This is a genomic window from Brevibacillus sp. 7WMA2, assembly GCF_010748895.1.
Taxonomy (GTDB): domain Bacteria; phylum Bacillota; class Bacilli; order Brevibacillales; family Brevibacillaceae; genus Brevibacillus_B; species Brevibacillus_B halotolerans.
On record NZ_CP048799.1, the window covers coordinates 3,465,970 to 3,479,207 of the forward strand.

The 13,238-nt window shown below is 38.5% G+C and carries 7 protein-coding genes; all 7 read right to left on the minus strand.

Features of this window, described 5'->3' with window-relative positions; translation table 11 throughout:
* Positions 1-41: 41 nt before the first annotated feature.
* Positions 42-1,013 (minus strand): accessory Sec system S-layer assembly protein, encoded by a 972-nt coding sequence (locus GOP56_RS14540; protein ID WP_121473062.1) that lies wholly within the window; start codon positions 1,011-1,013, stop codon positions 42-44.
* A gap of 98 nt (positions 1,014-1,111) precedes the next feature.
* Positions 1,112-2,077, minus strand: a complete 966-nt coding sequence (locus GOP56_RS14545; protein ID WP_163245926.1) for an NAD-dependent epimerase/dehydratase family protein — start codon at positions 2,075-2,077, stop codon at positions 1,112-1,114.
* Between the two features lie 219 nt (positions 2,078-2,296).
* Complete coding sequence (locus GOP56_RS14550) at positions 2,297-2,905, minus strand: TetR/AcrR family transcriptional regulator (protein ID WP_163245927.1); 609 nt, start codon at positions 2,903-2,905, stop codon at positions 2,297-2,299.
* Positions 2,906-3,175: 270 nt separating this feature from the next.
* The gene (locus tag GOP56_RS14555; RefSeq protein WP_003344554.1) at positions 3,176-4,546 is read right to left on the minus strand and encodes an MATE family efflux transporter; all 1,371 of its coding nucleotides are present in this window, start codon (positions 4,544-4,546) and stop codon (positions 3,176-3,178) included.
* A gap of 877 nt (positions 4,547-5,423) precedes the next feature.
* Positions 5,424-8,102, minus strand: a complete 2,679-nt coding sequence (locus tag GOP56_RS14560) for an FIVAR domain-containing protein (protein WP_163245928.1) — start codon at positions 8,100-8,102, stop codon at positions 5,424-5,426.
* 134 nt (positions 8,103-8,236) lie between these two features.
* Positions 8,237-11,407 carry an S-layer homology domain-containing protein gene (locus GOP56_RS14565; protein WP_254068425.1) on the minus strand — a complete coding sequence of 1,057 codons (3,171 nt, stop codon included), beginning with the start codon at positions 11,405-11,407 and terminating at the stop codon, positions 8,237-8,239.
* A 512-nt stretch (positions 11,408-11,919) separates the two neighbouring features.
* Positions 11,920-13,083 (minus strand): TolC family protein, encoded by a 1,164-nt coding sequence (locus GOP56_RS14570; RefSeq protein WP_003342359.1) that lies wholly within the window; start codon positions 13,081-13,083, stop codon positions 11,920-11,922.
* Between the last annotated feature and the right edge of the window lie 155 nt (positions 13,084-13,238).

The following is a 13,238-nucleotide window of genomic DNA, read 5'->3' on the forward strand; positions in this document are numbered from 1 at the left end:
ATCTCTAGTCAGTGACTAGGAGTTATTCGCCGGGAAAAAGATTAATTTTGAGCAAGCTGCACTTTCCACTGGGATAAATCAACATTTTCCTTTAGGATGCTCTCTTTTGGAAAAATAAACATCCAAGGCTTGCTTGTTTGGGCATTTACAACAAAATCCTTTAGCTGGAATACACCCTCTGCTACCTTATCACCTGTGGCATCATAAAGAGCCAGTGGCAATTGTTCAAAAGAAAGATTTTGAGTCGATCCATTCCGAATTAAGAGAATCGCTCGAATTACGCCTTCATCGTTTTGCTTCGCTTGAACGCTCTGAACATTTACTTCCCCTTCTTTTAGCTCAGGAAGACTTTTTGCCAGCTCGATAAAGTATTTCTTTTGATCGTCAGTTAACGATTTTACCCAAGATTCTTCCAGCTCCAAATTTTTCGGCAGGACCATTTTATTTTGAGCCAATTCAAAGGCAAGTTTCCAGTTTTGCAGCAGAACATTTGTCGTGATAAAGTGTTCTCTCGTAAATACAAAATTCCACGGTCGAGCATGGAACGCCGGAATTTCTCCAAGCTCGCTTAGATCAAATTCTTGTCGGGTAAATAGCTTATCGCCCTCAAACAGGATAAGCAAGGTCATTTTCCCCAACGCAACAGGCTGATCGCTTGCATTTCGTACAAAAGCCGCTATTTCAACGCCGTCCTCATGAGGCACCATATTAAATCCAGAGATAGCAATATTGCCCTCTTCCAAAGGCTCCAATTGGTTAGCCATAAAGGACATCGAATATTTCTGCATATTATCTAGCTCATTTTCCCATAACGGGTGCAGGGATAGCGCTGTCACGCGTGTAGCGACATCAGTTGATTTTTGTTTCGTATTCTTCTTGGCTTTGTCATTCTTCTTATCCGAAGCTTGTTTATCCGTGTTTGTAACAGGCAACACAGACTGTTCCTTACTTTTCGGCAAAGTAGAGGTGTCTTTTTCATCACCTGACAATATATTTTTCAAAAAGGAAAACATGATTTGTCCGCTCCCACATGTATAGTATTGTCTACCTATATTCTTATCTTTTCATATTATCATAAGTAACCTTCAAAACACAAAAGCCCATATTTTCCTTAACTCAATCGTTTCAGGCATTCCATTATACCCTGTTCATAAGGGGTATGTACAATACTCCCTAGCTCGTATTCATATTTGCTGCCGTCTAACTGAATGGTAGATTCTGTGACATACATCATCTCCACCATTTCCTTCATAAAGGGCTGGAACCAGCCTAGCACTGTCATTACTTTCCGGCCAATTGGGAGCATGAAATTTTTTCTTCCATTATATAGACGCGCCATCTCCCTGATTTGTTTTGCTGAGATCGTCCCCGAACCTGGAATATTCCAAGTCGTTCCATACGTATTTGGACGTTTAGCCAATCGAATTATCGCTTTGGCTGCATCTGGTGTATAGATGTATTCACGTTTAACAGTAGGATCGCCAATAAAGATACTAGGCTTCCCTTTAGCCAAAGACTCAAGCGTGACATGTAAAAACGTATTTGTTGCGTGTGGACCATAAAAGTCAGGTAAATGAACAAGCATACATGGGGTACCCGACTCGTGGGCTTTCCACACAAGCTGTTCTAGCTGTAACCGAATCTTTCCCTTTGTCGTATGTGGTTCTTTAGAGTGCTGTTCATTTACTAACGGTGTTTTGGCTCTACCGTATGCATAGATGTTGTCGATCACAACCACTTTTGCTCCATGATGCTTGGCAGCAGTTAAAACATTGTTCATCAATGCTGGATGGCCTGTTTTCCATTCCGGATAAGGAACACTGACACAATGAAAAATCACATCCACACCCTTAGCGGCTTGTAGCAAATCTTCTAGGCTATAGGCATCTCCTGTGTATAAGGACAAAGCTGGGGAATAGTCTCGTTTCTTCGCTTCCACTTCCCATTCTGCTTGTAATTTCGTCAGCTTTGTAGTAGAGCGTGCAAAAGCTACCGTATGAATCCCGTTGCGAAGTAATTCTAAAACTAATTCTGTTCCAATGCTACCTGTAGCTCCAAATACCAATGCTTTCTCCATGATCCTGCTCTCCTTTTTAACCAGTGGTCAATTAATGTTTGAGAAAAAACTCGACTACTGCCGAGCTTTTTTGATGGTTTTTTGATTCTTGTCTCTGGATTCTTGTTTCTTGATTCTGATTTCTGGTTTCTAGTTTCTTGTTCCATCTATTCTTTCATTTTCAGCTTTTCTTTTGGTATTGTTCATGACGTTGCTTGATTATTCAATTCGCTTCAAACTTCAAGCCTCGCGCTCGCCAGTCAATTGGTTAGCCAGAAATCTCACATGCACCTTAACAAGTGCTTCCACATCTTCGTACGTTTGCTTCGTTTGAATGTAATGAACGACAAACCCATGTAAAGAAAGGAATATTACCCATGGTATTGTGAACGTATTTCCAATCCTTTGTAGCGCATCTCCCGCCTTTTCCCTGACAAGGCTTGCAAACGTTTCATAACACCTGTCCTGTTCTGGTCGAGCGTACTCCAATGTCTCCGGCTCATTCGAACAAAACATCATTTCATAATGATGAGGATGGCTCAGGCCAAAATGGATAAAGGTCTCCATTAGCGACTCTAATTTATGCTGAGGCCGGCTCACAGTATCCGTCTGTTCCATTGATTTTTTCATTTGTTCCTGCAATGTACGATAATCCTCTTGCACAATAGCGTTAAATAGCTCAGCCTTTTCTTTGAAATGATAATAAAGTGATCCGTGGCTATAGCCTAGTTTTTGTGCAATACTTCGCATGGAAACCGCTCGATAGCCTTGTGTTGCAAATAGTTCGCGAGCTACTTTTACAATCTGTTCACGGCTCAGTTCCTTAGCTACCGCCCTTCTTGCCGCCATCCTACTTCACTCCTTACAATTCAATTCCGTTTATTTAACCAATGGTCAATTAATGTTTTTAGTATATCTTTCATTTCTTTACTTGTCAAAGGGTAATATCCGTTATTTCCCTCATCATGTCCCAAAGAACAGACAACCTATTCAAGTTGCTTCCTTATTATATATTGCTTTATGCAGGCGATCTTATGATCTATACTTCATTACGTCTTTGTACAAAAAAAACGAGCGTAAAGCTCGCTCGTCTCTTTTGTCATGTATGATGCTGTATTTTTATTCCGTATTACCCTCGCTGGCCATTCTCGCGGTTTTCCTCTGCAAATGCAACAATCGCCACATTAGGAAAATAGCCCCAACAGCAAGGCCTACAATTAAACCAATCCAATAGCCGAATGCACCTAAATCGGTAATTTGTACCAACAAAAATCCGAGTGGTAAACCAATCACCCAATATGAAATCAAAGCAACAATAAAAGTAATGTTTACGTCCTTATAACCGCGCAGCGCTCCTTGAATAGGTGCGGCAATCGCATCAGACAACTGGAAAAAGATGGCATATAATAAGAAGTGCTGAGCCAGCTCAAATACTTCAATGTCATTCGTGTAAAGGGAAGCCACTTCTTTGTTGAAGATAACCAAAGCTGCTGAAAATAATAACCCCAGTGCTACGGCAATGCCGATTCCTAAAAAACTGTACTGACGTGCATCCTTCATTCGTTTTGCCCCTACCTCATGACCAACAACAATCGTTAATGCCATGGCGATACTCATCGGTATCATATATAGGAAGGAAGCAAAATTCATTGCCACCTGATGGGCAGCAATCGTAATGGTATCGAATCGACTCATCAGCAGAGTAACAGCCGCAAAAATACTGGTCTCAAAGAAAATGGAGAATCCAATCGGCAAGCCTAATTTTAAAATTTCTCCCCATGTCTTAAAGGAGAGCTTATGAAGCTTACTAAACAATCCGTACTCCCGAAAATTCCCAACGCGTAAAATAACAAAATAAGTAATCACCAAAATAATCCAATAGGTAATAGCCGTCGCTACCCCTGCACCAACCCCACCTAATCGTGGCAAGCCAAATTTACCGAAGATTAACAAGTAATTTAATACAACATTAATCGGTAAAGAGATGAGGGAGATAAACATAGTGACTCTAGTCTCACCCAAAGCATCGATGAAGCAGCGCAAAACGGTGTAGACAAAAAGCGGAATGATACCAAAAGCAAGTGCCAATAAAAAGTTCTGAGCAACCCGGTGCACCTCTGGTTCCAGCTTCATGCCGCCCAGGATGGCAGGAATGGCAAATATACCAATCACAATGACAGAGAGTGCGATTGCCACACCTAGATAGATTCCTTGAAAAACAATATAAGGAACCTTTTCCTTCTTCTGCGCCCCAATCATTTGGGCAATGATTGGAGTGACCGCTAACAGAATTCCGTTTAACCCGGTGAAAACAGGCGCCCATATACTAGTCGCAATGGCTACGCCCGCTAAATCATTCGCCCCAGCATGTCCAGACATAATCGTATCAAAAAAGGACATTGCAAAAAGAGCCACCTGTGTAACCATGATTGGCAACAAAATGAGTAAAAAATGTTTCGATTTTTGAGATAAGTTGTAAGTTTGATTCATAATTGACCCCTGTATTTTTTTGGATAATTACAAAGTCTAATTATAACATAGTTTGGATTTTTTATTGGTAGTTTATGTGAAGAGAAAAACCTTTTGAACTGAGATGTAGGATATAAATTACATCTTACCTAGTTTATTACAATTTCATTTATAAATTTGTACAGTTTTCTTATTCGGAAAAAATCTCCATTTCCATAAAGCTTAAAAACAGACTAACTGGTGTAGATAACTTTAAGTATAAAGTAGTTGTTTTAAAAAACAATGGAAAGTTTACATTTGTCTAGTAATCGTTACCGTTTTGGATGATCGAGGAGTTATTGGGGAGACTTAAGAATATGACGAGGAAAGTAATATAGAACCTTCAGAGGAATCTCAGAACGTTTTTACAGATAATTGCTTATATTATTCCAAAAAGAGTAAGTTAGTGTAAATAGAGGTACAATTGCCTATTTTCGAGTTTTTAGAGCAGATAAGGATTGATAGAGATCATTGTACTAGGATTACGAGTCTGGACAGGTTCCTTTTCAATTGATGCGTGATATTGTTGTCATGACATCAGGGAATATACCTCCAACAAATAAATCGTATAGTGTAGCAAATCTGGTAAAGAGAAAATAATGGTCAACATGACATTTTTGCTATAGATTGAATAAGTTTTTCAGAGGTATAGATATGAAAAAATCGTATTATTGATGGGTATAGGAGTATAATAAAATACTTTTCAAATAGTTCGTAGTTTAATATAGTGGAAAAACTGACTAGTTTAATGATAAGTAAAGAGCCTCCTAGACTCAGCAGTGAGAGCTTTGTCTTAGGAGGCTCCTTTCTTCTTTTACTCAATTGAGTTTAAGAAGTTATGGTTCTTAAAATTAAAGGCTTACTTTTGTTTTGCTTCTTCAAAGGCTGTTGTAGCTTTAGCAAGTTCAGATGTTGCTGTTTCCAATTGCTGTTTAGTAGAAGTTGCCTCATTAAATACTTGTTCTGCTTTTTGAATTGCAGTCTTGTAAGCTGTTTTAGCATTTGCTGGATATTCTCCAGAATTCGTTCCTGCTGTTGCATTATCGTGAAGGTCTGTAGCTGCATCAATAGCATCTTTAAGAGCTTCTTTAGCTACTTTTAATTCAGCAGCTTTTTTAGCATCCGCAATTTTTTCGTTAGCTTTCACAATTTCTGCTTGAAGATCTTTCTTTTCTGTACCATCAGCAAGTTTAGCAACAGCATCATTAGCTGGTTGTACAAGTGCCTCAGCTGCAGCCAATTTGCCAGCATCAGATAGGTCTCCAGTTGCAGTTGTCAAATCTTGAACTGCTTTTTTTGCAGCTGTCAAATCAGCTGCTGCAGCTTGACCTTTTACTTCTAATTTCACAACTTCGTTATTTAGTTGAACTTTATAATCGGTAGTTTTTACTTTAACCTTAACAGATTTAATGATTAAAGAAGCTGTTCCGTCTTTTTTAACAGGTGTTGACGCATTACCTATACTACTAATTACTGCATCATTATCACTTAAGAAATCAAAATCTTCTACAGTAATATCGGATGCCTCAGCACCTGTGAAGGTAACTGCAAAGAGGTCTTTAAGATCAACATTCTCTTTAATTGTTGATCCTTTAGTTACATCAACACTAATAGTTCCTTTAGTCAAAGATACTTTTGGAAGTTCTTTTGTATCTTTTACTGTGAACTTATCAGAGAATAGTTGGTAAGCAGTGTTTTTATCTGCACCCATTTTAACAGTTACAGTGTATTCTTTTCCTGCTTCAAATTCAGCTTGAGTAGCATCAATTTTTGCAGTAGTAGCAATTTCTTTACCAGCTGCATCTGTTACAGAGTAGAACAGTCCACTAGTAATCTCTTTTGCTTCATTACCTTTATCGTCTACACTAAACACTTTAAGTTCCATTTGGGACTTGTTAGCAGTGTTTTTGTCAAGTTCTTTTTCAAATCCATTTACCTTAAAGTCAGCTACTTGACCAGCTTTTTCAACTTTTACAGTTAGTTCTGTTTTTACTTCACCAACAGCTAATTCGATAACAAGTGTACCCTCTTTGCCAGCTACTGGCTTAATATCGAACTTAAGCTCTTTGTTGCCACTAACAGTAAACTTATCACCTAATGATTCGATTATATCCTTATCACCAGATTTAATCTTTACAGCTACATCACCTGTATAAGAAATGTCTGTACCATATTGATCTTTAAATGCTAACACTACATTTTTAGGTGCAAGAATTGAGGAAGATACTGTTACTTGGTTTTCTTTTAACTCAAGTTTGCTAGTTACTGCTTTAGCAACTGTTTTAATTTCTACAGTTTTTGAGTAAAGAACTTTTCCATCTTTAACAACAGAAATTTTAACTGGAACTGACCCATCTTTAATTGGAGTTACTGTTCCTTCCTCACGATCAACTAAAGCTACTGTTTTATCAAGAGACTCATATTGAACAGTTCCAGTGAATTTTTCATCAAATTGATCTTTGAATTCTGTATAGAACTTATATGGAGAAGTAGACTCTGCTTTCACAGTAGTGTCTTGTTTATAATCAGCATTGCTAAAATCTGGAATACTTGTAGCAACAGTCCAATTAATTAGATCAACTGGTTTGCTATCTTCAGCCTTAACAGTGATTTTATCACTTTTTACAACAGTTCCATCTGCTTTTGTAACAACTACATATACAAAAGCAATTTCTCCATCTTTGTCAAGTTGGATTGTATTTCCAGGTTTTACTGTAGCAGTAGACTCAAACGTTACCAGTTTTTCATTTTCAGCAGTTACATCAACTCCTGCTGCGTCAAACAATTTATAGCTGATTTTGCTATCTTTTTTAGTTTTAATAACTTGAGAAGTTTGTACTTCAACTTTAGCTACTTCTCCAGCTACAAAGTCGAAATCTTTAGAAGATGTCTTATCTCCAGCTTTTACAGTTGCAGTATAAGAACCTTTTGTCAAAGATTGATAGAACTCAACAGTTGCAGATTTTTTATCATCAGACAAAGTTACTGTTTTAACATATTCTTTGTTGCCAGTATCTTTGTTTACTACTGTTACATCTTCTTTAGCAACAGCTGCAACAGCTTGAGCGAAAGTTACTTTCACAGTTGTGCTGTTAATTGCACTTACGCTTTCAACTTTCAAATCACCAGTAGGTTGTTGTCCATCTTGCTCAGGTACTTTGTTCTTTTGAGAATCTACAGTACCGTCTTCAAGAACAGTTTGGAAACCATCTGCACCACCGATTTTGTCAAAGTCAGCACCTGTAGCTACGCGGAAAGCGTCTTTGCCTGCTTGTCCATTATCGATTGCATCAACAATGTCTTTAAGAGATGCTACTTTACCTTGTGGGTTTACAAACAATACTTGATCTTGAGTAAGAGAAGATTTGAATGCTTCTTCTTTAAATTTAGCAGCTACGTCTGCATTAATTAATGCATCTGCTCCATAGTATTTCGTAACATTGCCACCAAGGTAATAACCAGTGGAAGCAGCGAATGCGGATGTTGCCATGCTAGTTACTAGCGCTGTAGAAAGTACTGATAGGACTACTTTTTTCACTTACTACCCCTCCAAACAGGATTTATTGTTGGATTTCTAATATATAAATAAGTACAAATACTGTAAATTACAGCCAATCATTAGGCAGATCAGAGGGATTTCCTCTGATCTGCTTCATGATTATTGGTCCAAAATTACTTAGCAGAAAGTTTTACTTCTGTAGAGTAAAGTTTTTTACCAGCTTTGTATGCTGTTACAGTAGCGTTTTTCTCAACAGTGTCTACGAATAGACCAGCAGAGAATTTAGCACCGTCTTTTACAGTTACAGTTTTTGTTTCAGAACCGATTTCGATTTTCACTTCGTCAGCATCTTTTGCTTCACCTTTAAGTGTACCAGCTACAGAGTAGAGGTAAGTTTCACCAGGGTATTTTTCATAGTTGCTGCTTGTGAAGTCGATATCAGCATCGTCTTGACCTGGATCTGGTTTTTCACCATTCCATTTTTGTTTCAGGAATTGATCCATTAGGGTTTCTTTGTTTTCATCTTTCTTCAGGTAACCCTCAGTTTTTGCATCGTCAGTGCTGATTACATACAATACATAATCGATATCGTCAGAATCATCATCAGTATCAACTAGTACTACATAGTCATCAGTGTCAACTCCGCCAAGGTCTTTACCGTCTTTGTCGAAGTAAACAACGTCTTTGTTAAGTCTTACGCTTTCTTTCTTAGAATCTGCAGTGTTGAAGTAGATCTTCTTAGATTCTGTTTTTGTTACAAGTGCAGGAATTACTGCTTCTACACCAGCATCTTCATGTTCAGAAGATTTGATAGTTTCGTATTTGTACTCGTCACCGCGAGCGTTAACGATGATTTTAACATCATCCTCTTCGATTAGCTTGTCGCTATCTACGCTGTAACGGATGAAAGTTTTCTCAAGCTTGTCGCCGTTGTCACCATCATATTTGAAGTCTTCTTCAACCCATTTGTTGTTGTCATCACGGTGTTTGATTTTTAGGTAGTCTGTGCTTCCTTTAGTGTAAGCTTCAGTAACCACACCAAACTCAGAACCAGATGCAAGACCTTTGGAATCTACAACGAATACTGCTTCTAGATCGCTACCGTCTACAGTGTAGTAAACTTCAGCGTCTTTCTCAGCAACGTCTTTCCATTTCAAGATCTTAGGACTTTTCAGTTCAGGTTTGCTACCGGAAGAAGTAAGATCTTTAGTTCCATCGATCAAGACAGTGCTGCTATTGTATTCATACGTTTTACCGTTGATTTTAACTGTCTCATCGCTCTTCTTGGAGTTTTTGCTCCATTCAGATTTGGATAGAGATTTTACTTTAGAAGGATCTTTCATTTCAACTTTTTCAATATCACCACTTGCATTCATTTCGATTTGTGCAAGGATGAATTTTTTGTCGTTGGACAAAGTTAGGTATTCTTTAGCAAGTTCGTCTTCTTTTTTCTTCAAGTCGCTGAACTTGTCGCCTTTTTCGTTTTTGATATATTTGCCTTCTAGTTTAACTGAAGTAGTTTTACCTTTTTCAGTGAAAACTTTGAAGACATATCTATCGTTGACATTATCCCAAGTACCGGAAGTAGAGATAACTGCCAATTGTTTGCGATCGTTAGCTTCATATCCTTCGATGTGGCGAATACGGCCTACAGCGTCAAGATAGATTTTAACTTTTGTACCTTCAAGGTTCTTAACATCATCAGAAGAGATAGTGTCTTCGATTTCCTTGTCTTTGTCTTTCGCGAAAGAAGCATTTCTGAAACGGTATTCTTTACCGTCGATGCTGATGCGGTAGTCGCTTTCAGACTTCGTACGAACTTTTTCAACTTTACCTTCAACTACAGTACGGTTAGCGAAGATTAAAAGTTTGTCTTTGTTACCGTCTGCACGGTATGCATGGTAAACGTCCATTTCTTTAAGGTCAGCCAATTTAGCTGGTTTACCATCCAAGAATACTAGGTAGTCAACGCCTTCTTTTTTACCATCAAGAGATAGATCTTTACCTACCAAAGTAGTGACTTTCTTGTCAGATACTTTTTTGATAAGCTCAGAACCGAAGTGGTTGTTTACCCAGTTTTGGTCGCCACTGCGATCGTCAACGATGCTTAGGTAACGAACTTCATTCTTAGTGTTAAGAACTAGCTTAACAGAATAAGCATCGTCAGCTTCTAGCAATCTTTGTAGAGCATCTTGTACATCAGATGCTTTTGTAGCGCGCTCAAAGTTGAACGTTACAGTTACATCTTCAGCCAAATCGTATTTTTTCTCGCTATCAAGTTCTAGAGTAAGTTTCTCGAACTTGTCTTTTTTGATTTGGTCTTTGTCTTTAGAAGGAGACAATTTTTTACCATTAACATGGATAGCTTTGTATTTATCGAAAACAACTGTTTCGTCTTCGGAACCTTCCATCCATACTACAGTGTTGTCTTTGTCTTTGATCCATACTTGTACGCGTTGACCAGCGTAGTCGTTAGCATTGATGCTGTCAGCAACTTTGTACTTCACTTTGTTGAAGAAAGATTTGCTGTCAGAAGTCAATTCTACTTCGTTGTATTTCAAAGATCCAAGACCGATTACTGGTACGTTAGAAACTGAAGGAAGATCTTCAGGTTTGTTACGATCAGTCATAGTCCATTTTGTATCGTAAACATGTACATGTAGGTACTCAGTTAGAAGGTTCTTACCAGCAAGAACTTCGTGATTGTTGTTAGATCCAACAGTTGTTTGTTTCATTAGATCAACGCGAAGAGAGTTGTCTAACATCTTCAATACGTCACCACGAACAGCTGGTTTGTTAGCATCGATAGTTACGCCATTGGAAATTCCCAAAGTGGACGCTTGTGCGATGAAGTTGTTTGGCCAAGTACCTTTTTGAAGTGCCATTGGCTCATAACCTAGTGCACGCACCAACATAGTAGCTGCTTCAGCATATGTTACTGTGTTGTTTGGACGGAAAGTTTTGTCTGGGTAACCTTTTGCAAGGTCTTCGCTAACTGCGATGCTAACCCAACCTTTGAACCAGTCAGTAGCAGTAACGTCTTTAAAGAATGGATTGAAAGTTGCAGTGTTTGCAGCTTGCTCAAGTCCACGAGCACGTACCATCAAAGTAGCGAACTCAGAACGTTTGATTGTTTGGTCAAGGTTAAGGTTACCTTTTTCATCCCCTGCAGCCAAACCAAGTGCTTGCAAACGTTTGATAACTTTCTCCATGCTTGGATCTAATTGTGGTGCAGTAGTTTTTGTTTCTTCTGTAGTTTTTGCTGCTTCTTCTGCTCCTGCAACAACAGGAACTACGGATAGTGCTAGTGCACTTGCCAATAAGCTATTAACAACCTTTTTCATAACCTTAGGTTCTCCTCCTCTAGTATATAACAATTGATTTTGGGATATCTTATTACTAGTTGTCTCTTTCTTTTTCCAGCCCGAATCCTGCAAGCGCGTTTCACCCCCTTTCGCAGGATCGCATATAGAAAGAACAAAATCCTTCATAAATTACGCAAAACTAGCGAATCATGTCATAAAAGTGCAACAGTCATTAGTGTATCATAGTTGCTAGACTTCGTGAATCCTTTTTTAGGAATCTAACCGTAATTACTTCGACATACTATTAAACGCATAGGATTTTAAAAAGTTGCGGTTGTTGCGTACATTTTTTTAAAAAACTTTTCGTAAGTTGATAATTCTGGATGAATTGAGTCACAAAGGTAATTATAATTATCGAATTTCCAATTGTCACCTACAATCTTTTTCCATTTTTGCTACCGCATACCAAAAAAGAGGGGATAGAATAATCTATCCCCTCTTTGACTGTTTGCCTACAAACAGTTGGCAATTCCCCTATTTTTGTGTGTTTATTAACCTTTAGTTGATTGCAAAACGGCATTTTCGTATGACATAACAGCCAGGTTTAGCTGATGCAAATTCTTTTGATAGCTGTTTTCCGCCTTAGATAGCTCTTCCTCAGCAGTAACTACCTCAACTGCTGTTGCCAAGCCGTTCTCGAAGCGTAACTTAGTTAAACGATAGTTCTCTGTTGCAGCTTCTGTACCCTTTTTAAGGGCTTCTAGTGCAGTTTTAATTGAATTTAGGTTGTAGTAGGACTGCATGAGATCCACTTTGACTTGATTTTGTGCTTGTGTTAAAGCTAATTTATTTGTTTCGTAGTCATTCTTAGCTTTTTGGCCCCCGAATCCAGAGAGGATCGAGTACTTCTCAATGACTTCCAGTTCTTTTTCTGAGTTTGTAATTTCTTGTTGAGCAGTTAGGATGTCTACATGTTCTTTTAATGCTTTGTTGATTGCTTTTTCAACATCCATCACTTCTACGTTTTCACTTGTTTGTTTTGTCAGTAGGTTCCATTTTTTATTCAGGTCTACACCCATAAATTTGTTAAGCTCTAGTCTGGCGATGTCTTTTGCAGACTCAGCTTGAGCAACTGTAGCTTTAGCCTGAGCTACCCCTGCTTCTGCTTGCAATACATCCGTTTTTGCACGTGTACCTACACCAAATGCTGCATTAGCAATTTTCAACTGAGATTCGGAACGTTCCAGACTTTGTTTTTTTAATGTTAAATCATCCTCAGCATTTAACAAATCAAAGTATAGTTTCTCTGCACCTAGCTTAAAGCTACCCTCAGAACGTTTCAAGGCAAGCTTCCCAAGCTTCTCCTGCCCCTCTGCTTTAACCGTTCCTACATATTTACTAGTCGCAGTGCCAACATCTTCAATCATGCCTTCCTTGATTTTAGTACTAGTGAAAGCAGCCGCGTTTGCGCCAATCATCGCATTATCCACAGCAATCTTTGCTTTTTTATAGTCCAGATTATTTTCTAATGTAAGCTGTACCGCTTTTTCAATAGTAAGATCGTTAGCTCCTACTTCTTGTTCCTTCTTAACAGTCACTTGTTGAGTTGTTGCTGGTGCTGCTGTAGTGGCTGCCGCAGCAAGTCCACTGCCTGAAGTCATAACCATCGCTGCTACTGTTAGAGCAACCCATTTTTTTGAATAAGGAAAATTCATATCTGTACACTCCTTCTCTCTTACCGTTCGATTTATGAAACTTTCACGTCTATCTACATTAGTACCATACCATATTTGGCGTAAATTGGTCTCTGGCAAATCATTCGTATTTTGTTACAGATTTGCTTAGACTTTGATTTACTTCATCCTAAGTC

Coding starts and splice junctions, on each gene's coding strand:
- GOP56_RS14555 (WP_003344554.1), bottom strand. CDS start 4,546: ATGAATCAAACTTACAACTTATCTCAAAAATCGAAACATTTTTTACTC.
- GOP56_RS14545 (WP_163245926.1), bottom strand. CDS start 2,077: ATGGAGAAAGCATTGGTATTTGGAGCTACAGGTAGCATTGGAACAGAA.
- GOP56_RS14540 (WP_121473062.1), bottom strand. CDS start 1,013: ATGTTTTCCTTTTTGAAAAATATATTGTCAGGTGATGAAAAAGACACC.
- GOP56_RS14550 (WP_163245927.1), bottom strand. CDS start 2,905: ATGGCGGCAAGAAGGGCGGTAGCTAAGGAACTGAGCCGTGAACAGATT.
- GOP56_RS14570 (WP_003342359.1), bottom strand. CDS start 13,083: ATGAATTTTCCTTATTCAAAAAAATGGGTTGCTCTAACAGTAGCAGCG.
- GOP56_RS14565 (WP_254068425.1), bottom strand. CDS start 11,407: ATGAAAAAGGTTGTTAATAGCTTATTGGCAAGTGCACTAGCACTATCC.